General features: G+C 71.0%; 25 protein-coding genes. 18 read left to right on the top strand and 7 right to left on the bottom strand.

Going from position 1 to position 23,104, the window contains the following annotated elements:
* Positions 1-26: 26 nt before the first annotated feature.
* Entirely contained in the window at positions 27-824 is a 798-nt protein-coding gene (gene modA, locus ACWGSM_RS12805) for a molybdate ABC transporter substrate-binding protein (RefSeq protein ID WP_452323299.1), read from the bottom strand.
* Positions 821-1,222 (bottom strand): TOBE domain-containing protein, encoded by a 402-nt coding sequence (locus ACWGSM_RS12800; RefSeq protein WP_452323298.1) that lies wholly within the window; start codon positions 1,220-1,222, stop codon positions 821-823. Before ACWGSM_RS12800 ends, modA begins: the two co-directional genes overlap by 4 nt.
* Before the next feature lie 151 nt (positions 1,223-1,373).
* On the opposite strand from ACWGSM_RS12800, the gene ACWGSM_RS12795 reads away from it, so the two are divergent.
* Genes ACWGSM_RS12795 through ACWGSM_RS12775 form a run of 5 tightly spaced genes read left to right on the top strand, consistent with a single transcriptional unit; the run spans position 1,374 to position 5,436 of the window.
* Positions 1,374-2,579, top strand: coding sequence for a ThiF family adenylyltransferase (locus ACWGSM_RS12795; protein WP_452323297.1), 1,206 nt, complete (start codon positions 1,374-1,376; stop codon positions 2,577-2,579).
* Positions 2,576-3,802 (top strand): molybdopterin molybdotransferase MoeA, encoded by a 1,227-nt coding sequence (locus ACWGSM_RS12790; protein WP_452323296.1) that lies wholly within the window; start codon positions 2,576-2,578, stop codon positions 3,800-3,802. Before ACWGSM_RS12795 ends, ACWGSM_RS12790 begins: the two co-directional genes overlap by 4 nt.
* On the top strand, positions 3,802-4,275 hold the full coding sequence (gene moaC, locus ACWGSM_RS12785; protein ID WP_452323295.1) for a cyclic pyranopterin monophosphate synthase MoaC: 474 nt from the start codon (positions 3,802-3,804) through the stop codon (positions 4,273-4,275). The genes ACWGSM_RS12790 and moaC overlap by 1 nt, the downstream gene beginning before the upstream one ends.
* Positions 4,272-5,186, top strand: coding sequence for an NTP transferase domain-containing protein (locus ACWGSM_RS12780; protein WP_452323294.1), 915 nt, complete (start codon positions 4,272-4,274; stop codon positions 5,184-5,186). Before moaC ends, ACWGSM_RS12780 begins: the two co-directional genes overlap by 4 nt.
* A gap of 1 nt (position 5,187) precedes the next feature.
* Positions 5,188-5,436, top strand: a complete 249-nt coding sequence (locus tag ACWGSM_RS12775; protein ID WP_452323293.1) for a MoaD/ThiS family protein — start codon at positions 5,188-5,190, stop codon at positions 5,434-5,436.
* Between the two features lie 45 nt (positions 5,437-5,481).
* Here the strand turns inward: ACWGSM_RS12775 and ACWGSM_RS12770 are convergent, their stop codons facing one another.
* Complete coding sequence (locus tag ACWGSM_RS12770; RefSeq protein ID WP_452323292.1) at positions 5,482-5,907, bottom strand: molybdenum cofactor biosynthesis protein MoaE; 426 nt, start codon at positions 5,905-5,907, stop codon at positions 5,482-5,484.
* Positions 5,904-6,380: a MogA/MoaB family molybdenum cofactor biosynthesis protein gene (locus tag ACWGSM_RS12765; protein ID WP_452323291.1), complete on the bottom strand. Its 477-nt coding sequence runs from the start codon at positions 6,378-6,380 to the stop codon at positions 5,904-5,906. The genes ACWGSM_RS12770 and ACWGSM_RS12765 overlap by 4 nt, the downstream gene beginning before the upstream one ends.
* A 96-nt stretch (positions 6,381-6,476) precedes the next feature.
* Here ACWGSM_RS12765 and ACWGSM_RS12760 point away from each other — a divergent pair, with 96 nt between their 5' ends.
* The gene (locus tag ACWGSM_RS12760; RefSeq protein WP_452323290.1) at positions 6,477-7,091 is read left to right on the top strand and encodes a helix-turn-helix transcriptional regulator; all 615 of its coding nucleotides are present in this window, start codon (positions 6,477-6,479) and stop codon (positions 7,089-7,091) included.
* Positions 7,092-7,128: 37 nt separating this feature from the next.
* On the opposite strand, the gene ACWGSM_RS12755 is transcribed toward ACWGSM_RS12760, so the two are convergent.
* Positions 7,129-7,905 carry a hypothetical protein gene (locus ACWGSM_RS12755; RefSeq protein WP_452323289.1) on the bottom strand — a complete coding sequence of 259 codons (777 nt, stop codon included), beginning with the start codon at positions 7,903-7,905 and terminating at the stop codon, positions 7,129-7,131.
* A gap of 125 nt (positions 7,906-8,030) precedes the next feature.
* Here ACWGSM_RS12755 and ACWGSM_RS12750 point away from each other — a divergent pair, with 125 nt between their 5' ends.
* The 12 genes from ACWGSM_RS12750 (at position 8,031) to ACWGSM_RS12695 (ending at position 20,750) form a co-directional block, all read left to right on the top strand.
* Positions 8,031-8,714, top strand: coding sequence for a GntR family transcriptional regulator (locus ACWGSM_RS12750; RefSeq protein ID WP_452323288.1), 684 nt, complete (start codon positions 8,031-8,033; stop codon positions 8,712-8,714).
* A 124-nt stretch (positions 8,715-8,838) separates the two neighbouring features.
* On the top strand, positions 8,839-10,026 hold the full coding sequence (locus tag ACWGSM_RS12745) for a branched-chain amino acid ABC transporter substrate-binding protein (protein WP_452323287.1): 1,188 nt from the start codon (positions 8,839-8,841) through the stop codon (positions 10,024-10,026).
* Positions 10,027-10,192: 166 nt separating this feature from the next.
* Positions 10,193-11,080, top strand: a complete 888-nt coding sequence (locus ACWGSM_RS12740) for a branched-chain amino acid ABC transporter permease (RefSeq protein ID WP_313357213.1) — start codon at positions 10,193-10,195, stop codon at positions 11,078-11,080.
* 1 nt (position 11,081) lies between these two features.
* Positions 11,082-12,239 carry a branched-chain amino acid ABC transporter permease gene (locus ACWGSM_RS12735; protein ID WP_452323286.1) on the top strand — a complete coding sequence of 386 codons (1,158 nt, stop codon included), beginning with the start codon at positions 11,082-11,084 and terminating at the stop codon, positions 12,237-12,239.
* The gene (locus tag ACWGSM_RS12730; protein ID WP_099195808.1) at positions 12,236-13,162 is read left to right on the top strand and encodes an ABC transporter ATP-binding protein; all 927 of its coding nucleotides are present in this window, start codon (positions 12,236-12,238) and stop codon (positions 13,160-13,162) included. Before ACWGSM_RS12735 ends, ACWGSM_RS12730 begins: the two co-directional genes overlap by 4 nt.
* Complete coding sequence (locus ACWGSM_RS12725; RefSeq protein WP_452323285.1) at positions 13,159-13,869, top strand: ABC transporter ATP-binding protein; 711 nt, start codon at positions 13,159-13,161, stop codon at positions 13,867-13,869. The genes ACWGSM_RS12730 and ACWGSM_RS12725 overlap by 4 nt, the downstream gene beginning before the upstream one ends.
* 56 nt (positions 13,870-13,925) lie before the next feature.
* On the top strand, positions 13,926-15,086 hold the full coding sequence (locus tag ACWGSM_RS12720) for an NAD(P)/FAD-dependent oxidoreductase (RefSeq protein WP_452323284.1): 1,161 nt from the start codon (positions 13,926-13,928) through the stop codon (positions 15,084-15,086).
* Entirely contained in the window at positions 15,083-15,328 is a 246-nt protein-coding gene (locus ACWGSM_RS12715) for a (2Fe-2S)-binding protein (RefSeq protein WP_071641689.1), read from the top strand. Before ACWGSM_RS12720 ends, ACWGSM_RS12715 begins: the two co-directional genes overlap by 4 nt.
* Positions 15,325-16,734: an FAD-dependent oxidoreductase gene (locus ACWGSM_RS12710; protein WP_452323283.1), complete on the top strand. Its 1,410-nt coding sequence runs from the start codon at positions 15,325-15,327 to the stop codon at positions 16,732-16,734. Before ACWGSM_RS12715 ends, ACWGSM_RS12710 begins: the two co-directional genes overlap by 4 nt.
* A 77-nt stretch (positions 16,735-16,811) precedes the next feature.
* Positions 16,812-18,128 (top strand): MFS transporter, encoded by a 1,317-nt coding sequence (locus ACWGSM_RS12705; protein WP_452323282.1) that lies wholly within the window; start codon positions 16,812-16,814, stop codon positions 18,126-18,128.
* Between the two features lie 85 nt (positions 18,129-18,213).
* Positions 18,214-19,215, top strand: a complete 1,002-nt coding sequence (locus ACWGSM_RS12700) for a proline racemase family protein (RefSeq protein WP_452323281.1) — start codon at positions 18,214-18,216, stop codon at positions 19,213-19,215.
* Positions 19,216-19,277: 62 nt separating this feature from the next.
* Entirely contained in the window at positions 19,278-20,750 is a 1,473-nt protein-coding gene (locus ACWGSM_RS12695; protein ID WP_452323280.1) for an aldehyde dehydrogenase (NADP(+)), read from the top strand.
* Between the two features lie 131 nt (positions 20,751-20,881).
* On the opposite strand, the gene ACWGSM_RS12690 is transcribed toward ACWGSM_RS12695, so the two are convergent.
* Both ACWGSM_RS12690 and ACWGSM_RS12685 read right to left on the bottom strand, forming a co-directional pair.
* Positions 20,882-22,069 carry an amidohydrolase family protein gene (locus ACWGSM_RS12690; RefSeq protein ID WP_452323279.1) on the bottom strand — a complete coding sequence of 396 codons (1,188 nt, stop codon included), beginning with the start codon at positions 22,067-22,069 and terminating at the stop codon, positions 20,882-20,884.
* 25 nt (positions 22,070-22,094) lie between these two features.
* The gene (locus ACWGSM_RS12685; protein WP_452323278.1) at positions 22,095-23,078 is read right to left on the bottom strand and encodes a proline racemase family protein; all 984 of its coding nucleotides are present in this window, start codon (positions 23,076-23,078) and stop codon (positions 22,095-22,097) included.
* Between the last annotated feature and the right edge of the window lie 26 nt (positions 23,079-23,104).

Below are 23,104 nucleotides of genomic sequence, written 5' to 3'. Positions count from 1 at the left end.
GCCGGTGGTGGGGGCGGGGTCGCCCGTCACGGTGCGCCGAATCCGAGCCGCTTCAGGATCCGCTGTCCCTCGGGCCCTCGCACGAAGTCGGCGAAGAGAGCTCCGGTCTCGTCCGCATCCTTCAACGCGACGATCGGGTAGCGGTTGACGACCTCGTCAGCGCCTTCCGGCGCGAAGCTCTGCACGGCATCGTCGCCGATCACGTCGGTGGCGTAGACGAGTCCGGCATCCGCCTCCCCCGTGGCGACCTTCTGCAGCACTGCCGTGACGTTCTGCTCGAGGCTCGCCGGGGTCACGCGCACGTCAGCGGCCTCGAGCAGCGTCGCGGACGCGACGCCGCAGGGAACCTGGGGCGCGCACACCACGGTGACAGCATCGGCGAGGTCGGCGAGCGTCTCGACATCGCCCGGATTGCCGGTCGGCACCGCCACGACCAGCGTGTTCGTGGCGAACAGCTGCTGGTCGGCCGCGAGCCCGCTGTCGACCAGCGACTGCATGCTGCGCTCGTCGGCGGTGGCGAGCACGTCGGCCCGCGCGCCCTCGATCAGCTGAGTCACCAGCGTGCTGGATCCGTCGTACACGATCGGGTTCACGGTGATACCGGGGTACTGCGTCTCGAACGACTCCGCGATCTCATCGAACGCGGTCCGCAGCGATGCGGCCGCGAATACCGTCACCTCGCCGGTCGGGGCGGTCTGCTCCGTGCCGGATTCGGAGTTCTCCCCCTTCGGATCGAGGCGGTCGTCGCCGGGTGCCGCTGCCGTGCATCCGGTGAGCAGCAGCATGCCGAGCAGCGCGGCGATTGCGATTCCGCGCAGCCTCATCGCAGCGTCTCCTTCGGTGTCTCGACGATCACGTTCGTCGCCTTGATCACGGCAGACGCGAGCGACCCGGGCTGCAGATCGAGCTGGCGAGCAGCCTCGGACGACAGCAGCGACACCACGCGGTGCGGACCGGCTTGGATGTCGACCTGCGCCATCACCCCATCGATCTGCACCCGCGTGACAAGGCCGGTGAAACGGTTGCGTGCGCTGGAGAGCAGATCGGAATCGTCGCCGGGGGCGTCGGCCAGGCGCTGGGCGTGCTCGGCGAGAGCGGCTCCGGGGATGCGCGCGGGGGAGTCACCGGTCACGGGCAGAGCACCATGATCGATCCAGCGCCGCACGGTGTCGTCGCTGACGCCGAGCAGGCGAGCGGCATCGGCAATCCGATACGAGGTCATGGGCTGACTCTAGCCGGGTTTTCCGCATATCCAGACTATGCGGCGTGATAAACCCGCATCTGCGGCTCAGGCAGGGTGGTGTCAACGCGCTCGCGGGGCTGTTTTCGTCGCGATGCTCGCTCGGCGCGCGGCGGAACCGTACGCTCGCAGTATGCCTCTGCCGCCTCTCGTCGAGCCCGTGGACGCCCTGAGCGACGCCGAACGGCTGCGCACCGCTCGCCATCAGGTGCTCGCCGGCCTGGGCGAGATCGGACAGCGCCGCCTGCGCGCCGCCCACGTCGCGGTCGTCGGGGCGGGCGGGCTGGGCGCCCCCGTCGTGCTCGCGCTCGCGGCCGCAGGGATCGGAACCCTGACGATCATCGACGACGACGACGTCGAGCTGTCGAACCTGCAGCGTCAGGTCATGCACCGGCACGGCGATGTGGGCAGCCCGAAGGTCGACAGCGCCGTGCGCGTCGCCGCCGATCTCTCGCCCGAGACGATCGTCAGAGCGCTGCGCGTGCGACTGACATCCGACAACGCCGCAGACCTGCTCGCCGGCGCGGACCTGGTGATCGACGGCACTGACACGTTCGAGACGCGTCTGCTGGTCGCCGCCGCCGCCGAGCGGCTCGGCATCCCGCTGGTGTGGGGCGTGATCCAGGAGTTCGCCGCGCAGATCACCGTCTTCTGGTCGGCACCGCCGCCGGGGGCCGACGCCGTCGTGCTCGGCGACCTGTACCCCGAGGGGAGCGTGGGGGAGCTGCCCACGTGCGCGGCGGTCGGCGTCTTCGGAGCCCTCTGCCTGCAGGCGGGATCGATCCTCGCGATGGAGGCGATCAAGCTCATCACCGGCATCGGCGATCCGCTGCTGGGCCGTGTGCTCGTCATCGATGCGCTGCGGGCCAAGACCGGCGAGGTGCCGCTGCGCTCGTCCCGCGCGCAGGCAGCGCCGGCCGCGCCGGCACCCGCGCCCCGGCCACAGGCGCCGCACATCGCGGTCGCCGACCTCGGTGCCGAGTCAGACGCCGGCGCGCTGCTGCTCGACGTGCGGGAGGATGCCGAGGTCGCCACCGGCATGATCCCCGGTGCGACCCACGTGCCGCTGGCGCAGGTGCTCGCCGATCCGTCGGCGATCGATCCGGGTCGGATCGTCGTGATCTGCCAGGCGGGAGTGCGCGCGCGACGGGCGGCCGAGGCGCTGCGCGCGGTCGGCGCCGATGCCGTCGTGTTGGCAGGCGGAATGGATGCCTGGGACGCTGCGCCGCGCACCGGGGAGGAGAACTCCGGCACGGGAGGAGCGCTCCTCCAGCCGCCTCCTCCGCAAGCTGCGAAGTCCTCCCGATCGGAAGAGCGCGAGAGCGAGGCGACCGCATGAGAACCGTCGAAGAGCAGCTCGAGATCGTGCTCGCACAGGTGCGGCAGCGCCCACCCGTCACCGTCGCGCTCGATGACGCGCACGGACTCACCCTGGCATCCGACGCACGCGCGACCACCGCCGTGCCCGTCTTCGACAACTCCGCCATGGACGGCTTCGCCGTGCGCTGGGCCGATGTCGAAGGCGCGACACCCGAGCATCCGGTCACACTGCGCGTCGTCGCCGACATCCCCGCCGGCAGCGCGCTCGACCCGGCGATCGCGCCGGGAGAAGCCGCGCGCATCATGACCGGCGCGCCGACTCCGACCGCCGCCGACGCCATCGTGCCGTTCGAAGACACCGCCGGGGGGCTCGCCGACTCGCTCGACACGGTCCTCGTGCAGCGGGCACCCAAGGCCAGGAACGCCCACGTCCGTCGCGCGGGTGCCGACATCACGACAGGGGAGGTGGTGCTCACCGCCGGAACCGCGCTCGGCCCGCGGCAGCTGGCCGCACTGGCATCCGCCGGCGTCGCGCACGTCGAGATCGCACCCCGACCTCGGGTCGCCGTCGTCTCGACCGGCTCCGAGCTCGTCGCGCCGGGGGCGCCCCTGCAGCGCGGACAGATCCCCGAGTCGAACGGCATCCTGCTCGCCGGGCTCGCCGCAGAAGCAGGCGCTGAGATCGTGCTGCGCCGCGTCGTCGACGACGAGGGCGACGGGCCGGCCGACGCGGTCGCTGAGGCGAGAAGGCTCGGCGTCGATGCGATCATCTTCTCCGGCGGCGTCAGCGCCGGTGCCTACGAGGTCGTCAAGCAGAGCCTCGGCGACGCCATGGAGTTCACGGAGGTCGCCATGCAGCCCGGCAAGCCGCAGGGGTTCGGCGTGACCGACGACGGGATGCTGATGTTCGGCCTTCCCGGCAACCCTGTCAGCGCGGCCGTCTCGTTCGAGGTCTTCGTGAGGCCGGCGCTGCTGCGCATGCAGGGGCGGGCCAGCATCCACCGGCCCCGCCGGCACCTGCGCGCAGGAGCCGAATGGCGCACTCCGCCCGGGCGCCGGCAGTACCTCCCCGCGGTGATCGACCGCACCGATCCCGCTTGCCCGCTCGTGCGCCCCGCGACCGCCGGCGGATCGGGCTCGCACCTCAGCGTCGGTCTCGGTTCCGCCGAGGCGTACGCGATCGTCCCCGCCGAGGTGGAGCAGGTCTCCGCCGGCGACCTCATCGAAGTCATGGAGCTGTGATGACCTTCACCCACCTGGATTCCGCCGGCCACGCCCGCATGGTCGACGTCACCGAGAAGCAGCCGACCGTGCGCGCCGCCACCGCCCGCGGGTTCGTGCGCTGCGCAGCAGACACGGTCGCCCTGCTGCGCGACGGCTCGATGCCCAAGGGCGATGTGCTCGCGGTGTCGCGCATCGCCGGCATCCAGGCCGCCAAGCGCACTCCCGAGCTGCTGCCCCTCGCGCACGTCATCGGCGTGCACGGCGCCGTCGTCGACCTCGACATCGAAGACGAGGGCGTCGCGATCGAGGCGACCGTGCGCACCGCCGACCGCACCGGCGTCGAGATGGAGGCGCTCACCGCCGTCTCGGTCGCCGCGCTGTCGGTGATCGACATGATCAAGGGCGTCGACAAGTCGGCCTCGATCGAGCACCTGCGCATCACCGCGAAGGAGGGAGGCCGCAGCGGATCGTGGCGCCGGCCCGGCGAATGACCGTGGTGGACCTCGGCGCGATCCTGCTCGTCGGCGGCCGCGCCACCCGCCTGGGCGGCGGCATCAAGCCTCTGCTCGAGGTGGGCGGTGAGACGCTGCTCTCCCGCGCCGTGCGTGCGGTGACGGATGCCGGATGCGCGCCGATCATCGCCGTCGGGCCCGAGCTCGTTCACGACGTCCAGGTGCGCTGGGTGCGGGAGGATCCGCCGTTCTCGGGCCCTGCCGCGGGCATCGCCGCAGGGGTGTCCGCGCTCGACCGGGCCGACCACGCAGACCGCTCGGATCGTCGCGCTGACCGCGGCGAGGCCCCGGAATGGACGCTCGTGCTCGCCGGCGACCTGCCGCACGTCGACCGGATCGCCGCGCGCCTGACGAGGGCGGCGACCTCGGCACCCCGGAGCGCCGATGCGGTCGTGTTCGCCGCGGGCGGGCATCCTCAATGGCTCGCCGGCGTCTACCGCACCGCGGCCCTGCGTGCCGCCGTGCGCGCCGCCGGCGACGGCCTCGCCGGCGCTTCGTGCCGCGCCCTGCTCGGCGGGCTCGAGATAACGTGGCTGGCAGACGAAGATGGGACCACCGCCGACATCGACACCCCGGCGGATCTGACGCGCATGCGCGCCGCATTCGAGGAGGAACCTGTGAGCGATTCGCCCCGTACCCTGCCGCCTGAGGCACTCGACGACTGGGCTCTCGCCCTCCGCGAGCGGTTCGACCTGGATGCCGCAGACGTGCCCGTCAGCCTCATCCTCGACCTCGCGCGCGAAGTCGCCAACGGGGTCGCGAGGCCCGCAGCGCCGGTCAGCGCGTTCGTCGCCGGGCTCGTCGCCGGCCGTGCCGGCGGCACGCCCGACCAGGTGCGCGAGACGGTCGCCGCGGTGGTCGAGCTCGCAGGTGACGGGAAGGAGTCCTGAGATGACGACGACGCAGATCACCACGGTGCGATTCTTCGCCGCAGCGCAGGAGGCCGTCGGTCAGGATTCGCTGACGACGGATGCCGCGACGCTGGGCGCGCTCAAGCAGCACCTGCTCGCCGAGCATCCGGCGCTGGTCGGCATCCTGTCGCGCTGCGCGGTGCTGGTCGACGGCGGCAGGGTCGAAGACGACTTCGCGCTCGCCGGGGCGAGAACCATCGACGTGCTCCCGCCCTTCGCCGGCGGGTGAACGGGTAGCGGTCGCCGCGCTGAGCCGCACGACGGCGGGCTCAGATCAGCCGCCGATGCCCTTCCACGCGGTCGTGCCGTCGGCCTCGACCTGACGCTTCCACACCGGCAGCTCGCGCTTGATCGCTTCGATCACCTCACGGCAGACCGCGAACGCCTCATCGCGGTGCGACGACGCCACGGCGATGACGACGGCCGCCTCGCCCACATCGAGACGCCCGACCCGGTGGCTGACCGCGACGACGGCATCCGTGCCCGCGGCGGCGCCTTCGGCGATGCGGTGCAGCGTCGGCTCGGCATCCGGGTGGGAGGTGTACTCCAGCGCGACGACGGCATCCGCAGCATCCGGATCGTGGTCGCGCACCCGGCCCACGAAGGTCGTCACGGCGCCCGCGGTGGTGCTGTCGACGGCGGCGATGTGCTCATCGAGCGACAGCGCCTGCTCTGAGATGCGCGCGAGGCGGACGGTCATCGGTGGTCCTCTCCATCGAGTTGGCTGAGCACGTGACCGGCGACCGAGAGCACGACCGGCATGCCCTCGGCGACGGCCTTCGGCGAGCCGGGCAGGTTGACAATCAGGGTGTCGCCGACGACGCCTGCGAGGCCGCGGGTGAGCATCGACGCGGGGGTGGCGGCGAGACCGGCGCGGCGCAGCTCTTCGGCGATGCCGGGCAGCTGCTTCTGGATCACGCGGGCGGTTCCCTCGGGTGTCTCGTCGCGCGGACCGACGCCCGTGCCGCCGCTGGTGATGATCAGCCGGGTGCCCGCATCGCGCAGCTCTCGCAGGGCACGCTCGACGGCATCGGCCCCGTCGGGGATCACGGTCGCGTCGCCGCAGGGGAAACCTGCCTCGCGCAGCGCGAGCACGGCCACCGGGCCGGCCGAGTCGGGCCGCACTCCGGCCGCGGAGCGGTCGGAGACGGTGAGGACGGCGGCGGCAGTCATGGCTCCCACACTATCCGCGCGGCCGGTGCGCGCGGCCGGTGATTATTCACGGCCCGCGTCCACCTCCGCGCCGGCGGGTTCTGCGAGCATGGGAGCATGACCACCACTGCGGTCGCGTACGGGCCGATCTCCAGCTACTCGAGGGTGCGCATCCTGCATCTCGTGCAGACCCGGGCCGAGCGCACGATCGGCGAGCTGTGCGAGGCGACCGGCCTGCACGCGAACACCGTGCGCGAGCATCTGCAGCGGCTGATCGAGGGCGGCTACGTCATCCAGGCCCCTGAGCACCGCACCACCCGCGGGCGACCGCGCACCCTCTACAGTGCCGCGACCGGCGCTCCCGAGGCGTCGAGCCCGATCGCTCGCGACAAGGTCGCCGAGGCGGCACGGCGGGGCGACCTGATGCGCCGGATCCTGTCGGAGCCGGACTCCGAGCTGGGGCGCGACGCGACCTACCAGCTGGACGCGCTGGTCGAGCATCTCGAAGAGAGCGGCTTCGAGCCGATCGTCGACGAGAGCCGCATGACGGTCGACCTGACGCCGTGCCCGCATGCCGCGAGCACTCCCGAGCACCGGCCGATGCTGTGCCAGGTGCATCTCGGATTGATGCAGGGCGTGCTGACGCAGGCCGGCGGCCCCATCGCGGCCGAGTGCGTGCGGGCCGCGAGGGGTCCCGAGGAGTGCACGGTTCAGCTGCGCGTCGTCGCCTGATCCGGTCTTCGGATGCCTGCGCGCCCGGCGTGCACGGTCAGCCGTACAGCGACTCGGTCGGCTCCACCACGATCCCGAGGGCCTCGAACGACTGGCGGCGCTCTTCGATGCGCCGGTGCATCTCGGCCTGCGCGTCGGCGACGAGGGTGGCGGGAAGCGGGACGGATGCCGGACGCGGGTTCGCGTTGCCTGCGGCGAGGTACGCGTCGAGCTGGGGGCCCGACGTCCACGAGCAGATCAGCGCGTAGCGCGGCGCGTCGCCCTGGTGCCACACGGCGTGCCAGAAGCGCTGCGTATCGACGATGATGCGCGAGCCGGCATGCAGCGGCAGGCGGATCTCGGTCGCGGGGTCGAAGCGGTCGGAGCGCAGGATGAGCAGCGAGTCGGGGTCATCCGTCAGGTTGAGCCACGCCCGCACGACCCAGCCGGTGCCCTCGGTGTTGAGCCGGTTGTTGTCGTCCTGGTGCAGGTTGTAGATCGCATCGGCGTAGGTGTTCGGCTGCAGCTCGATGACCCGGCAGCGGCCGACATTGGCGCCGGGCTCGAGCGCGCGCGCCTGCAAGGTCGGCGCCTTCGCGACCTGTGAGGCGATCCACACGCCGTCTTTGTCGGTGCGCGGCGGGGTGTGGTTCCAGAACCCGTTGCACTCGACGTCGCCGGCGTGACTCGCCAGCGGGGCGAAGCGGGTAATGCCTGACGAGCGCCAGCCGACATACTCGAGATCGTGCCATTCGGCGGGGTCGTCCGACTGGTCGTGGCGGTCGAGCACGACGTAGCCCGTCTCGCTCAGTGCAGGGGAGGTGAGGAATCCCATCGCGCGTCTCCGTTCCGGCATCCGTTCTCAGCTCGATCCTATTCCGAACCCCGACCGGGCCCGCCGGGCCGGGCCGGGCAAAACGGGCTCGGCGTGGGGCACTCACGGGCGGGTAGGGTGTGGCCATGACGCTGCAGGATGCTCTGAGCGGCTTCGCCTCGCCGCTGGCCCCCGCTGAGAGCCTGCGCGAGCAGATCGAGGACCAGCTGTCGGCGCGGATCGTCGCCGGCGAGATCCCGCCGGGGCGGGTGCTGACTGTGCCGCGTCTGGCGGGTGACTTCGGTGTGAGCGCTACCCCCGTGCGCGAGGCGATGCTCAACCTCACGCGCCGTGGCTTCCTCGCCCCCATCCGCAATCGCGGCTTCGCGGTGACGGAGGTCTCGCGCGACGAGCTGAACGAGCTGTGCGAGGTGCGGATGCTGCTCGAGGCGCCGCCTATGCGCCACATCGCCGGCAGGCTCGACGAGGCAGCGGCCACCGAGCTGCGCGTGCTGGCCGACCGGATCGTGGCCGCGGGCCGGGCGGGACAGTTCGCGGAGTTCCTCGCCGCCGACACCGCCTTCCATCTGCGGGTGCTCGAGGTGTCGGGCAACCGCACCCTGCTCGGCGTCGTGCGCGAGCTGCGTCAGCAGACCCGCCTGGTGGGCCTTGCGCACCTGGTCGAGTCCGACGCGCTCATGCCGACCGCGCTCGAGCATGCACAGCTGGTCGACCTGCTGATCGCCGGCGACGGAGCGGGGGCCGAGGCGCTGATGCGGCGCCACATCGGCCACGTCGGCGGTATCTGGAGCGGGCGCGACGAGAGCTGATCGTCGCTCGTCACCGGATCGGTCACGGATTGGTCTCAAAGGATTCCGTTCCGGCCATGCGCCCAGTAATGTGTCACGTACTATCCGATGGCACATGCAATGAGGCATCCAGGAGGACCATCACATGCATACCCGCACTCCGCGTCTGCGACGCACTCTCTCCCTCGTCGCCGCTCTAGGCGCGATCATCATCACCGCCGGCTGCTCAGGTGGTCTCGGCGCCGGCGACGGTAAGGACGGCGGCGAGTCCGACGGCCCCATCAAGCTCGGTATGCTCGCGCCTTTCTCGGGCAGCGAGTCGGCCTTCGGCGACTACATGAAGAACGGCGCGCAGCTCGCGATCGATGAGATCAACGCCGACGGCGGGATCGACGACCGCAAGCTCGAGCTCGTCGTCGAAGACGACGCCTGCGACGCCACCGCCTCGGTCGCGGCAGCGAACAAGCTCGTCACCAACGGCGTGGTCGCCTCGGTGGGCGGCTACTGCTCGGGCGCGACACTGCCCACCCTGCCGATCTTCGACGAAGCCGGCATCCCGATGGTGATCCCCGCGGCGAACTCGAACGAGCTCGTCAAGCAGAAGCTGCCCGGCGTCTTCCTCATCAACGGCACCGGCACCCAGCAGGCCAAGGCCGCGGTGACGTACGCCGAGAAGATCGGCGCGAAGAACGTGGCGGCGATCGACGACGCCACGGCGTACTCGGCCGACCTCGCCGACTCGTTCGTGCAGCAGGCGAAAGACGCCGGCCTCACCATCTCGTTCGAGGCCACCGTCACGCCGGGCGAGAACGACTACTCGGCCGTGGCCACTCAGCTCGCGTCGGCGAAGCCCGACCTCGTCTACTGGACCGGGTACTACCAGGAGGGCGGCCTGATCGTGCGGCAGTCCACCGACGCCGGCTACGAGGGCGCGTTCCTGGTGGGCGACGGCTCGGTCGACGCGAAGTTCGCCGAGATCGCCGGCAAGGGCTACACCGAGAACGTGGTGGGGACCTTCACCCAGACGCCCGACATGATCCAGGGCGCCGACAAGTGGATCGCCGACTACGAGAAGCTGGCCGGCGGCAAGCCCGGCCCGTACTCCACGCAGTCGTACGATGCCGTGCGCGTGGTCGCGGAGGCGATCGACGAGGCCGACAGCACCGACTTCGACAAGGTCGTCGCGGCGCTGGAGGGGCTGAAGGACTTCAAGACCTTCGCCGGCCCGCTGACCTTCACCAAGGACCACACCCTCTCGGGCGGCGGCTTCGTGATCGTGGGCATCGACCCCGCGAGCGGCAGCTTCGTGCTCAAGGACGACCTGCAGGGCTGAGACCGACGCGGCGGGGCGGCGCGAGCCGCCCCGCCTGCCCGGTATCCGTCTGCCCGGTATCCGTCTGCCCGGTATCCGCCTGCCCGGCGTCCGCCTGCCCGGTATCCGCGCGGTTCGCGCCCGGGACGCTTCCTCCCGCCCCTGACGAGCAAGGACATCCGCAGTGATGCAACTCATCTGGAACGGCCTCATCGTCGGCTCGTTCTACGCCCTCGTCGCGCTCGGCTACAGCATGGTCTACGGGATCATCAAGCTGCTGAACTTCGCGCACGGCGACATCTACATGCTCGGCGCCTTCGCCGGCTTCGCCACCATGTCGGCGTTCGGGATCTCGAACGAGTCGTCGATCCCGCTGCTGCTGGTCATCATGCTGCTGTCGATGGTGACCACCGGTCTCATCGGCGTCGGCATCGAGCGCATCGCGTACCGCCCGCTGCGCAAGAGCCCGCGGCTGGCTGTGCTGATCACCGCCATCGGCGTCTCGTTCACCCTCGAGTACGCCGTGCGCCAGATCTTCGGCCCCAACCCCGAGGCGTTCCCGGTGCGGCTGGAGTCGTCGGGCTTCAACTTCGCCGGCATGCGCATCACCGCCGCGCAGATCGTGCTCGTCGTGATCGCGGCCGCGCTGATGCTCGTGCTCGCGCACATCGTCGAGCGCACACGTCAGGGACGGGCGATGCGCGCGATCGCTCTCGACCCGCAGGGTGCGCAGCTGATGGGCGTCAACGTCAACCGCGTGATCGCCACGGTGTTCTTCATCGGCTCCGCGCTCGCGGGAGCGGCCGGCGTGATGGCCGGCGCCTACTACGGCTCGATCGACTTCCTGATGGGATTCATCATCGGACTGAAGGCATTCACCGCAGCCGTCATCGGCGGCATCGGCAACCTCTACGGCGCCATGCTCGGCGGCCTGCTGCTCGGGCTGCTCGAGTCGTTCGGCTCGGCGTGGTTCGGCGGCGAATGGCGAGACGTCTTCTCGTTCGCCTTCCTCATCCTGTTCCTCACCTTCAAACCCACCGGGCTGCTCGGCGCCCGCGTCGTCGAGAGGATGTGACATGTCCCGCTCCGCATTCAGAGACAGCGCCGCCCTGCGCGCCCCGTCCCCGCTGTTCGATCGCCCGGCCGCGCCGGCGGGCATCCTCTCGTCCAACACCGGCTTCCTGCGCGCGCTCGGCGCGATCAGCATCGTGCTGCTGATCGTGCTGCCGTTCCTCGACGCGTCGCGGTACACCATGTCGATCGCGACGAGTGCGCTGATCTACATCATGCTGTGCATGGGGCTGAACGTCGTCGTCGGCTATGCCGGGCTGCTCGACCTGGGCTACATCGCGTTCTTCGCCGTGGGCGCCTATACCTCCGGGATCTTCACCACGGTTCTCGGCTGGCCGATGTGGGCGGCCCTTCCCGCCACGGTTCTGGCGTGCATCGTCGCCGGCATCATCATCGGCGCGCCCACCCTGCGCCTGCGCAGCGACTACCTCGCCATCGTCACGCTCGGCTTCGGTGAGATCATCCGCATCACCGCGAACAACCTCGACATCACCGGCGGGCCCTCCGGCATCCACGGCATCCCCACCTGGCACTTCGGCGACTGGAGCTTCGCCGACGGCTTCACCGTGTTCGGACTGGAGTTCCCGCAGCGTGTGGTGTTCTACTACTTCGTCGCCGCTGTCGTCGTGCTCGTGGGCGTGATCGGCGCCGGGCGCCTCGCCCGCGGTCGTCTCGGCCGGGCCTGGAAGGCCGTGCGTGACGACGAGGACGCCGCCGAGGCGATGGGCATCAACACGTACATCGCGAAGATCATGGCGTACATCATCGGCGCGGTCTGGGCCGGTCTCGCTGGGCAGCTCATGGCGACGCACCTGTCGGCGATCAGCCCGAACAGCTTCATGTTCCTGTACTCCGCGCTCATCCTCATGGCGGTCGTGCTCGGCGGCATGGGTTCGACTCCGGGTGTGATCATCGGCGCGCTGTTCGTCTCGCTCGCCCCCGAGCTGCTGCGCGACTTCGCCGAGTGGCGCTTCCTCATCTTCGGTGTGCTGCTCGTGGTGGTGATGCTGTTCCGTCCCTCAGGGCTCTGGCCGGCCACCGCCGTGCTGCCCTGGCTGAAGAAGCGCAGGCCGGTGCCGCCCGCGACGGCCGGGTTCATGGCGGTCCCGCCGTCGACGGCCAATGAGGACCTCGAGACCGTGGAAGGCGAGGAGAGCCGATGAGCGCGCTGCTGGAGGTGAAGGACCTGCGCCTGCAGTTCGGGGGCGTGAAGGCCGTCGACGGGCTGAGCTTCTCGGTCGAGGCGGGGGAGATCCTCGCGGTGATCGGGCCCAACGGTGCCGGCAAGACCAGTGCGTTCAACTGCATCTCGGCGTTCTACCTGCCCACATCCGGATCCGTGGTCTTCGACGGCAAGGACATCGTGCGCGAAGCGCCTGGGATCTTCCGCACCCTGCGCCTGGTCGACCTGCTGCAGAGTTTCGGCTTCTACCGCGTCCTGCCCTCGCGGGTGACGAAGTGGGGGATGGCGCGCACGTTCCAGAACCTGCGGCTGTTCCGCGAGCTCAGCGTGCTCGACAACGTCAAGACGGCCATGCACGCCAACCTGCGCGAAGGGTTCTGGGCGACGCTGCTGCACACGCCCGGGTACCGGCGTGCCGAGGCGGAGTGCGCCGAGCAGGCCCGAGGATGGCTGGACTTCGTCGGATTCACCGGCGACGAGAACCTCTACGTCACGCAGCTGCCCTACGGCGAGCAGCGCCGCGTCGAGATCGCTCGCGCCCTCGCCACCGGGCCGAAGCTGCTGCTGCTGGACGAACCGGCAGCCGGACTGAACTTCAACGAGAAGCAGGGCCTGATGCAGCTCATCCGCCGCATCCGCGACCTCGGCGTCGCCGTGGTGCTGATCGAGCACGACATGGGCCTGATCATGGAGCTCGCCGAGCGCATCGTGGTGCTCAACTACGGCAAGGAGATCGCGGTGGGCACGCCCGAGCAGATCAAGCACGATCCGGTGGTCATCGAGGCGTACCTCGGCGTCGAAGACGAGGCACTCGACGACACCAAGCTGCAGACCGGCACCGTGAACCTGTCATCGCTCGATCCTGCCCGACCGGGCCGCACCCGCAAGGGGGGCCGGTCGTGAGCACGCTGACAGTCGATGCGGCCGACGTCTACTACGGTCGCGTGCACGCTCTGCGGGGCCTGAGCTTCGAGGTCCAGGACGGCGAGATCGTGTGCCTGCTCGGCAACAACGGCGCCGGCAAGTCGACGACGATGAACATGCTCTCGGGGCTCGTGCGACCGAAGTCGGGCGCGGTGCGCTGGGGTGAGATGGATCTCACCACCGCCAAGCCCTGGGACATCGTCGCGGCCGGGCTTATCCACGTGCCGGAAGGCCGGCGAATCTTCTCGACCATGACCGTGCACGAGAACCTGCTGCTGGGTGGGTACACCGTGCGGGACGCGAAGCTCATCGCCCAGCGCGTCGAGCAGGTGTACGCGCTGATGCCCCGCCTGGCCGAGCGGCGCCGCCAGCAGGGCGGCACGCTCTCGGGCGGCGAGCAGCAGATGGTCGCGATCGGACGCGCGATCATCGGCGGACCGAAGCTGCTGCTGCTCGACGAGCCGTCGATGGGGCTCGCCCCGCTGGTGGTCAAGCAGGTCATGGAGACGATCCAGGCGGTCAACGCCCAGGGCACCACCGTGCTGCTGGTCGAGCAGAACGCCCGCGCGGCGCTGAAGATCGCCGACCGCGCGTACGTCGTCGAGAGCGGGCAGACCACCCTGTCGGGTCCGGCCGCGGAACTTGCGGCGGACGCCCGGGTGATCGACGCGTATCTCGGGGGCTGACCGACCGCAGTGTGCATGTGACATTGCACTAGACTGGGATCGAGGAGGTGTGATCGATGCGGATCATCGTTATCGGGGCGGGCGCGATCGGCGCCGCCTGCGCGCTCAGCCTCGCCGAAGCGGGAGCCGAGGTGGTCGTGGTCGATCGCACCGGGGTCGCCGGTGAGACGTCGAGCCGCTGCGAAGGCAACATCCTCGTCTCCGACAAGCAGCCGGGAGCCGAAGCGGTCATGGCCATCGAGGCGAACCGCGCGTGGCGTGAGCTCGCCGCCCGTCTCGACGCCGAGCGCGTGCCCGGGCAGCCGGCCACCGAGTTCGAGGCGAAGGGCGGTGTCGTGGTCGCCTTCGCCCAGGGCGCGGAGGCGCTGCAGGGCTTCGCCGCCGCGCAGCGCGAGATGGGCATCCGCGCCGAGGCGCTCGACGCACCGGCACTGCGTGCCGCCGAGCCGCATCTCGCCCCCGAGATCGCCGTCGGCGTGCACTACCCCGACGACGCCCAGGTGCAGCCCAGCCTGGCCACGCAGGCGATGCTCGCCCGCGCCCGTCACCTCGGCGCGCAGCTGCAGATCACCGAGGTCACCGGTGCCGTCGTCGAGGCGGGGCGGGTGCGGGGTGTCCGCACCCCGACCGGCCGCATCGACGCGGATGCCGTGGTGAACTGCGCGGGGCCGTGGGCCGGGGAGATCGCCGCGCTGTTCGGCGCCGTCCTCGACATCCGGCCGCGCCGCGGCACGATCCTGGTGACGACAGCGATGCCGCAGCGCATCTTCCACAAGGTGTACGACGCCGACTACGTGGGCGCGGTCGGATCGGCGGATGCCGCACTGCAGACCTCGACGGTGGTGGAGTCGACCCCCGCCGGCACCGTGCTGATCGGCTCGAGCCGCGAGCGCGTCGGATTCTCGGAGGACGGACTGCTCGCGCCGCTCGCCGAGATCGCCGCGAAGGCCGCCAGGCTGTTCCCCTTCCTGCGCGACACGATGCTGCTGCGCACCTACTTCGGCTTCCGCCCGTACGCGCCCGACCACCTGCCTGCCATCGGCGCGGACGCGCGGGTGCAGGGACTGTTCCATGCCGCCGGGCACGAAGGCGCCGGCATCGGCCTGGCACCCACGACCGGGGCGCTCATCGCGCACGCCGTGCTCGGCGCCTCCGCGCCGCTCGATCCGACGCCCTTCCTTCCCTCGCGCGCCACTCTGCAGGGAGCCGCGGCATGACCGTACAGATCCGATTCGACGGGGAGTCGCTCGAAGGACGCGACGGCCAGAGCATCGCCGGCGTGCTGCTCGCCCACGGGCACCGCACCTGGCGCACCGCCGAGGGCGGCGAACGCGGCATCTTCTGCGGCATCGGGGTCTGCCAGGACTGCGTGCTCACCGTCAACGGCGTCGAGGGCGTGCGCGCATGCCAGCGCACCGCCTGCGACGGCGACGTGATCGAGAAGGAGACCCGCGCATGAGCGATACGGCGCGCCGGGTGATGGTCATCGGCGCCGGCCCCGCCGGCCTCGCCGCCGCCGCAGCCGCCGCAGACGCCGGTGCCGAGGTAGTGCTCGTCGACGAGGGCGAGCGCGTCGGCGGGCAGTTCTGGCGCCACCATCCTGTGCTCACCGACGAGCGTCTGCAGCACCAGCGCCGCCGCTTCGCCGATCTGCGCGACCGGCTCCGTGGGGTGCGCGTGGTGTCGTCGGCGAGCGTGTGGCGCGTCGAGGCGGGCCCGCCCCTGCGCGCGCACGTGCTGATCGGTCCCGCCGACGCGGCGGACCGACGCGCGGAGACCATCGAGGCTGATGCGGTCATCGTCGCCACCGGCGCGCACGATCGCGTGCTGCCGGTGCCAGGGTGGACTCTTCCTGGAGTGACCTCCGCCGGCGCCGCACAGGCGCTGGCCAAGCGCGACGGGCTCGCACCCGGCGTGCGCACCGTGGTCGCCGGCGCCGGTCCGTTCCTGCTGCCGGTCGCGCAGAGCGTGGCACTGATGGGCGGGCAGGTCGCCGAGGTCGTCGAGGCGACCTCGACCGGCCGGATGCTGCGCGGCTGGGGCGCCCGCGCGTGGGAGCTCGCCGCCGCCGTCGGCAAGGCCGGAGAACTCGGCTCGTACCTGCTCTCGCTGGCGCGGCACCGCACCCCGTACCGCTTCGGCAGCGCGGTCACGCGCATCCACGGCGACGCCGGCGTGGAAGCGGTCACCGTGCAGCGGATCGATGCCGACTGGCGTCCGATCGCCGGAACCGAGCGGATCATCGAGTGCGACTCGGTCGCCCTCGGGCACGGATTCACGCCGCGGCTCGAGGCGGCCATCCAGTTCGGCTGCGAGATCGGCTCCGACCGCTTCGTGCAGGTCGGCGACGACCAGGGCACCAGCGTCGCCGGTGTGTACGCCGCGGGCGAGATCACCGGGATCGGCGGCGCGGATGCCGCGCTCGCCGAGGGGGAGATCGCCGGTCTGGCCGCCGCGGGAGTGCCCGAAACGGACCGCCGCTGGAGGGCTCCGCTGGCCGCCCGGCGACGGATGCGCGCGTTCGCCGCGCGCCTGGACGTGCACCGCATCGGCCGGGGGTGGCCGACATGGCTCGAGGACGACACGATCATCTGTCGCTGCGAGAGTGTGCCCAAGGCGCGGATCGACGAGTATTCGTCCGCCTCGTCGCGCGCCATGCGCCTGTCCACCCGCGCCGCGCTCGGCGCCTGTCAGGGCCGTACCTGCGGCCGCAGCGTGGAGGACGTGCTCGGCACGAGCTTCGGCGTCGACCGGCGCCCGGTGCTCTCGTCGGTGCGCATCGGCGAGCTCGCCGCACTCGCCGGCTCGGACGCCACGCGGTCTGGCACGGATGACGCGGCGTCGGCATCCGTGCCCCGCGGGTGAGTTCGAGCGACGACACGGTCTCGAGCGTTGTGTAGCGTGTAACATGTTACACGCCAGTACGCGACGAAGGAGACGCAATGAGCAGCACCGCAACAGAGAACCCGATCGACTCACCCGCTCCCGCCGACGCACGTCGAGTCCGCAAGGTGATGACGTCGTCGGCGATAGGACACTTCGTCGAATGGTTCGACTTCGCGGTGTACGCGTACGCGGCGCCCGTGATCGCCGTGCTCTTCTTTCCGAAGACCGATGCGGCCGCGGCGCTCATGGCGGTGTTCGCCATCTACGCGGTCGGATTCGTCGCGCGCCCCATCGGCGCGTTCCTTCTCGGCTACCTCGGCGACCGGCTCGGCCGCAAGCGCGTGCTGGCCGGGGTGATCCTCGTCATGGGCATCTCCACCACCTTGATCGGCCTGCTGCCGACGTATGCGGCGATCGGCGTCGCGGCACCGGTGCTGCTGGTCGTGCTCCGCATGGTGCAGGGACTCTCGGCCGCCGGCGAGACCATTGGCTCGAACTCGTTCGTCGCCGAGCACTCGCCGACGGCGCGTCGTGGCTTCAACGTCGGCATGGTCTACACGTGGTCGAACCTGCCGCCGGTCATCGCCGCCCTGCTCGTGCTGGCCCTCACCACCGTCCTCTCGCCCGATGCGTACCAGGCGTGGGGGTGGCGGGTGCCCTTCCTGCTGGGTGCGCCGCTGGCCGTCGTCGGTCTGTACATCCGCACGCGAGTCGACGAGTCGCCCGCATTCCTCGAGATGCGCGAGAACCGGCAGGTGGAGTCGGCGCCGATTCGCACCGTGTTCCGCGAGCAGTGGCGCAACATGCTCGTCTGCTTCAGCATCGCCGCCGTCGCCAGCCTGGGCTACTACTCGCTGACGGGCTACTTCTTCTCGTACATGACGGTGACGATCGGGCTCGAGTCGTCGGCCGCCCTGATCTCGAACAGCATCGCCCTGCTCATCACCTTCTTCACCGTGCCTGTCGCCGCTCTCGTGTCGGACCGCATCGGGCGCCGGCGCATGCTGCTGATCGCCGGACTGTTCGGTGCGATCGTCGCCCTGCCGGCGTACCTGCTCGTCGGCGTCGGCACGCTCGGCGCGGCGATCATCAGTCAGGGGCTGCTCGGCCTCGCCCTCGGACTGTTCTTCGGCCCCGCCGGCCCCGCGTTCGTCGAACTCTTCCCGGCCCGAGTGCGCTACACGGGTGCATCGATCAGCTACAACCTGGCTTTCACGATCTTCGGCGGCACGGCACCGCTGCTCGCGACCTGGCTGATCGGCGTGACCGGTTCCACCGTCGCGCCCGCCTGGTACGTCGTGATCATCACGGTGCTCGCGCTGCTTGTGGTCGTCACGATGCCCGAGACGCGACACCGTTCGATGCGCGACTGAGAAGATGCGCGACTGAGAAGATGAACCCGACCCACCCGCGTCCGACCACTGGTCTCACGCCGCCCGATCTCGCAGGAGGAATCTGATGCGCGCCCGTCGAACGATCCAGGCCGTCGACTCGCACACCGAGGGGATGCCGACACGCGTCGTCACCGGCGGGGTGGGACGCATCCCCGGCGCGACGATGAACGACCGCCGCCTGTACGCGATGGAGCACCTCGACGGGCTGCGCGGCTTCCTCATGAATGAGCCGCGCGGTCACGCCGCCATGTCCGGTGTGCTGCTGCAGCCGCCGGCGCGGGACGACGCCGACTGGGGCATCGTGTTCATCGAGGCATCCGGGTTCCTGCCGATGTGCGGCCACGGCACCATCGGGGCGGCGACGGTGCTCGTCGAGACGGGCATGGTCGAGGTCACCGAGCCGGTCACCGAGATCCGCCTCGACGTCCCCGCCGGCCTGGTCATCGCGCGAGTGCGCGTGGAGGACGGCCGGGCCGTCGACGTCACGATCGAGAACGTGCCGAGCTTCGTCGACCGCCTCGACGAGCGCATCGACGTGCCCGGCATCGGCGAGATCAGCTACTCGGTCGCCTTCGGCGGCAACTACTACGCGCTCGTCGAGCTCGAGCAGGTGGGGCTGCCCTTCGACCGCGCCCGGCAGGACGACATCCTCGCCGCGGGCCTCGCGATCATGGACGCGATCAACACTCAGGCCCCGCCCGTGCATCCGGTGCTGCGCGGCGCCGACCACGTGCACCACGTCGAGTTCATCGCCCCCGGCTCGAATGCCGTGCGATCCCGTCATGCGATGGCGATCCACCCGGGCTGGTTCGACCGCTCGCCGTGCGGCACGGGCACGAGCGCGCGGATGGCCGAGCTGCACGCCCGCGGCGAGCTCGCCCTGCACACTCCGTTCGTGAACGAGTCGTTCATCGGCACCGAGTTCACCGGCACGCTGGTGGCCGAGACGCGGGTGGGCGACCGCCCCGCCGTGGTGCCTACGATCACCGGACGCGCGTGGGTGACCGGACTCGGGCAGTACCTGCTCGACCCGGACGACCCGTTCCCCGAGGGATTCGTGTTCTGACCCGCACACCGAACCCCACTTCGACAGCACAGACAGACAGACATCGAAACGAGGAGAGAACAGTGACAGAGAAGCCCATCGACGCCGTCGCCGCCGCCGCGGCCGCCGCCGCCCGCCCGTTCGCCCGCACCAGCCCCCGCGAGCGCGGTGCGGCCCTGGTCGCGGTCGCCGAGGCGCTCGAGGCCGCAGCGCCCGAACTCATCGAGATCGCGATGCGCGAGACCGGCCTCACCGAGGCGCGGCTGGCCGGCGAGCTGCGACGCACGGCCTGGCAGCTGCGCCTGTTCGCCGACACCATCGTCGACGGCGGCTACCTCGACGTGCGCATCGACGCAGCCGACCCCGAGTACGTCATCGGTCCGCGACCGGACCTGCGCCGGATGCTGGAGCCGGTCGGCCCGGTGCTGAACTTCGCCGCATCGAACTTCCCGTTCGCGTTCTCGGTCGCGGGCGGCGACTCGGCCGCCGGACTCGCGGCGGGATGCCCCGTGGTGGTGAAGGCGCATTCCGGGCATCCGGAGCTGTCGCGGCGCACCGCCGAGATCGTCGCCGCGGCCCTCGAGGGCGCGGGGATGCCCGAGGGGACCTTCCAGCTGATCAGCGGGCAGGAGAACGGCCTCGCCCTGCTGAAAGACGAGCGCATCCGTGCCGGGGCGTTCACCGGTTCGACGCACGTCGGCCGGATGCTGGCCGACATCGCGGCATCCCGACCCGTGCCGATCCCGTTCTTCGGCGAGCTGGGCAGCGTGAACCCGGTCTATGCGACGTACGCCGACTCCGAGCTGCTCGAGGCGTTCGTGGCCTCGGCGTCGGGCTCGGCCGGCCAGCTGTGCACCAAGCCCGGGTTCCTGTTCGTCCCGGAGGGGGCCGACCTCAGCGCGGTGACCGACGCCGCGGGCTCCGTCGACGAGCACCGGCTGCTGAACCCCGGCATCGGCCGCGCCTTCTCGCAGCGTCGCGACGACGTGCTGGGCGCCGACGGGGTCACTGTGCTGGCACGGGGCGAGGTGCGCACGGACGACGCGGGGCAGGCCTACGCGACCCCGACCGTGGTGACCGTCGACGTCGACACCCTGATGGGCAACCGCGACGCGCTGCTCGAGGAGTCGTTCGGGCCGCTCTCGGTGATCGTGCAGTACCGCGACCGTGATGCGCTGCCGCAGCTGCACGTCGAGCTGTTCCCCGGCAACCTCACCTCGACCGTGCACGCCCGCCCGGACGAGCTCGCCGACGGATCCCTCGCCCCGCTCGTCGACGCGCTCGCGCAGACCAGCGGACGCGTGCTGTTCGGCGGCTGGCCCACCGGCGTCTCGGTCACTCCGGCGATGCAGCACGGCGGCCCGTACCCGGCGACCACGACGGATGCCACGAGCGTCGGCACCGCCGCGATCACCCGCTTCCTGCGCGGCGTGGCCTACCAGGGTGCCCCGCAGGAGCTGCTGCCCGCACCGCTGCGCGACGGCAACCCGTGGAACGTGCCGCAGCAGCGCAGCGAGGCCGGTCGCTCGCACGAGTGGGGATCGTTCGCCCGCTGACCCGCCGGCTGGTCTCGCCTCTCAGCTGAGACCCGCCTTACGCCGAGACCCCCACGTGTGCGCAGGCGCACGTGGGGGTCTCGGCCTTGGATGGGGGTGTCGCTGAACCGTGGCTGTCGTCGGCTGCGTGGTCAGACGCGGACGCCGGAGCGGATGACGCCGAGGCGTGCGTCCTCGCGCCACAGCGTCGAGGGGTCGGCGAGCGGGTCGGATGCCAGCAGCACGGCGTCCCCGTACGCGCCCGGTCGCAGGTGTCCCAGCGCGGTATCCCCGATCAGCTCGGCGTTCACGACGGTCATCGACTGCAGTGTCCTGGCGGCACCGCTGGCCTCGACCTGCAGACGCGCCCCGGCGAGCTGGTCGTCTTCGAGGTCACCCATCAGGTCGCTGCCGAAGCCGACCCGCACGCCGGCGGCGTGGGCGAGCCGCACGGCATCCTGCCCCTTCGTCAGCACTTCGGCGTTCTTCGCGAGGGAGACGGCGTTCAGCCCGATCTCGGCGCCGCGGCGGTCCATCGCGTCGTACGCGGCCAGGGTGGGCACGAGGAAAGCACCCGCCTCGGCCATCATCTCGGCCGTCGCCTCATCGATGAGGTTGCCGTGCTCGATCGATCGGATGCCGGCGCGCACAGCATGCTGCACGGCCTCGGACGAGTACGCGTGCGCGGCGACGTAGCTGCCGCGGCGGGTGGCCTCGTCGACCACGGCGCGCAGCTCGTCGGGGGAGTACTGCGGGACGCGGATCGGGTCGGTCAGCGAGAACACCCCGCCCGAGGCCATCACCTTGATCGCGTGGGCGCCGGTGCGCAGCCGCTCGCGCACGGCGACGCGCAGGGCGTCGACGCCGTCGATCACCTCGCACATGTGCCCGTGCGAGAAGCACACGTCGACGTGGGCCGCGCGCGGATCGCCGTGCCCGCCGGTCTGGCTGAGCGCCGGGCCAGTGAAGTGGTACCGAGGGGAAGGGAAGAGCCCGGCATCGATCGCCTGAGCCAGCCCGATGTCGCCGCCCGCGACGTCGCGCACGGTCGTGAAACCGCGCTGCAGCGCCCGGGTGAGCCGGCGCGCGCCGTTGAGTGCGGCGTAGCTGAGCGGGCCCCGCTCGTTCTCGAAGCCGTCCATGCTCGTGGCGTAGGCGTGGAAGTGCGCGTCGATGAGTCCGGGCACGACCCAGAGGTCGGCGCCGTCGACCACGTCGGCGTCGGGCTGCGGGCGCTCGCACACCCTTCCCTCGGCGAAGTGCAGGTCGCGGCGCTCGAAGCGCTCGCCGTCCCAGATCTGGGCGCCGGTGATCGTCAGGGGTGCTGCGGGTGCGGACATGCTCATGTCTCCTCGGTTCTCTCGGTCAGCGCAGGCTGAAGCCGTCGGCGACGGGGTCGTTCTCGTCGAGTTCGAACGTGCAGGTGCCGACTCGGTGCGCCATGCCGCGGACTTCGGGGATGACCCCCTCTGTCGTGCGCTCGGCGACGCGCGCGAGGAAGCGGGTGCCGATGATCGAGTCGTGGGTGAGCGTCTCGTCATCGGCCAGCTCTCCGGTCGCCGCGAGCAGCGCCACTCGCGCCGCAGTGCCCGAGCCGCACGGGCTGCGGTCGACCTCGCCGTCGGCGAACACGGTCACGTTGCGCTGGTGGGGACCCGCGTCGGTGCGGCCGAGATCGTCGAACAGGATGGTGCCGTACACCCCCGAGAGACGGTCATCCTCGAGCTGTGCGGTCGGATGCTCGTTGAGCGCCCACTTGATCTCGCGGCCGATCGCGATGAGATCGGTGGTGTGCTGCGGGGTGACCTCGAGCGCGACGGCCGAGGCGGGCAGCGTCGCGTAGACCGCGCCGCCGAAGACGAGGTCGACCTCGACGTCGCCGCGCGACGTGCGCAGCGGGATGCCGCGGGCGAGCACCCGGGATTCGACGTTGCGGAAGACGATCTCGTCGATGCGCCCTGCGCTCTGGCGCACCAGCGCCTGCACGCGTCCGCTCGGAACGTCGATCGTCACCGCCGTCTCGCCGTCGGGGTCGGACGGGACTCGGCCGGTGCGCACCGCCCAGGCGCCGAGGGCGATCGTGCCGTGACCGCACGCGGTCGAGAAGCCGTCCTTGTGCCAGAACAGCACGCCGAAGTCCGCGCCCGCGTCGTCGGGCGGGGTGATGAAGCCGCCGTACATGTCATCATGGCCGCGCGGTTCGAGGCAGAGGAACCTGCGGATGGCATCCGCCTCGCCGTTGATCGCCTCAACCCGGCGTTCTGCGACCGTGCTCCCGTGCGTGGGCACGTTCTCGACGATGCGGAACGGTTCGCCGGCGGTGTGCCAGTCTTCGGTGCTCCACTTCATGTGCTCTCCTTCGAGGTTCCGTGCTG

It is taken from the genome of Microbacterium sp. NPDC055521 (assembly GCF_053619695.1).
This window is presented reverse-complemented; position numbering and strand designations above follow the sequence as displayed.

Excerpts from the sequence above, each read along its gene's own strand:
- ACWGSM_RS12730 (WP_099195808.1), top strand. The coding sequence starts at position 12,236 with ATGAGCGCGCTGCTGGAGGTGAAGGACCTGCGCCTGCAGTTCGGGGGC.
- ACWGSM_RS12700 (WP_452323281.1), top strand. The coding sequence starts at position 18,214 with ATGCGCGCCCGTCGAACGATCCAGGCCGTCGACTCGCACACCGAGGGG.
- ACWGSM_RS12705 (WP_452323282.1), top strand. The coding sequence starts at position 16,812 with ATGAGCAGCACCGCAACAGAGAACCCGATCGACTCACCCGCTCCCGCC.
- ACWGSM_RS12710 (WP_452323283.1), top strand. The coding sequence starts at position 15,325 with ATGAGCGATACGGCGCGCCGGGTGATGGTCATCGGCGCCGGCCCCGCC.
- ACWGSM_RS12760 (WP_452323290.1), top strand. The coding sequence starts at position 6,477 with ATGACCACCACTGCGGTCGCGTACGGGCCGATCTCCAGCTACTCGAGG.
- ACWGSM_RS12715 (WP_071641689.1), top strand. The coding sequence starts at position 15,083 with ATGACCGTACAGATCCGATTCGACGGGGAGTCGCTCGAAGGACGCGAC.
- ACWGSM_RS12780 (WP_452323294.1), top strand. The coding sequence starts at position 4,272 with ATGACCGTGGTGGACCTCGGCGCGATCCTGCTCGTCGGCGGCCGCGCC.
- ACWGSM_RS12755 (WP_452323289.1), bottom strand. The coding sequence starts at position 7,905 with ATGGGATTCCTCACCTCCCCTGCACTGAGCGAGACGGGCTACGTCGTG.
- ACWGSM_RS12750 (WP_452323288.1), top strand. The coding sequence starts at position 8,031 with ATGACGCTGCAGGATGCTCTGAGCGGCTTCGCCTCGCCGCTGGCCCCC.
- ACWGSM_RS12735 (WP_452323286.1), top strand. The coding sequence starts at position 11,082 with ATGTCCCGCTCCGCATTCAGAGACAGCGCCGCCCTGCGCGCCCCGTCC.
- ACWGSM_RS12740 (WP_313357213.1), top strand. The coding sequence starts at position 10,193 with ATGCAACTCATCTGGAACGGCCTCATCGTCGGCTCGTTCTACGCCCTC.
- modA (WP_452323299.1), bottom strand. The coding sequence starts at position 824 with ATGAGGCTGCGCGGAATCGCAATCGCCGCGCTGCTCGGCATGCTGCTG.
- ACWGSM_RS12795 (WP_452323297.1), top strand. The coding sequence starts at position 1,374 with ATGCCTCTGCCGCCTCTCGTCGAGCCCGTGGACGCCCTGAGCGACGCC.
- ACWGSM_RS12770 (WP_452323292.1), bottom strand. The coding sequence starts at position 5,907 with ATGACCGTCCGCCTCGCGCGCATCTCAGAGCAGGCGCTGTCGCTCGAT.
- ACWGSM_RS12690 (WP_452323279.1), bottom strand. The coding sequence starts at position 22,069 with ATGTCCGCACCCGCAGCACCCCTGACGATCACCGGCGCCCAGATCTGG.
- moaC (WP_452323295.1), top strand. The coding sequence starts at position 3,802 with ATGACCTTCACCCACCTGGATTCCGCCGGCCACGCCCGCATGGTCGAC.
- ACWGSM_RS12775 (WP_452323293.1), top strand. The coding sequence starts at position 5,188 with ATGACGACGACGCAGATCACCACGGTGCGATTCTTCGCCGCAGCGCAG.
- ACWGSM_RS12765 (WP_452323291.1), bottom strand. The coding sequence starts at position 6,380 with ATGACTGCCGCCGCCGTCCTCACCGTCTCCGACCGCTCCGCGGCCGGA.
- ACWGSM_RS12720 (WP_452323284.1), top strand. The coding sequence starts at position 13,926 with ATGCGGATCATCGTTATCGGGGCGGGCGCGATCGGCGCCGCCTGCGCG.
- ACWGSM_RS12745 (WP_452323287.1), top strand. The coding sequence starts at position 8,839 with ATGCATACCCGCACTCCGCGTCTGCGACGCACTCTCTCCCTCGTCGCC.
- ACWGSM_RS12790 (WP_452323296.1), top strand. The coding sequence starts at position 2,576 with ATGAGAACCGTCGAAGAGCAGCTCGAGATCGTGCTCGCACAGGTGCGG.
- ACWGSM_RS12685 (WP_452323278.1), bottom strand. The coding sequence starts at position 23,078 with ATGAAGTGGAGCACCGAAGACTGGCACACCGCCGGCGAACCGTTCCGC.
- ACWGSM_RS12800 (WP_452323298.1), bottom strand. The coding sequence starts at position 1,222 with ATGACCTCGTATCGGATTGCCGATGCCGCTCGCCTGCTCGGCGTCAGC.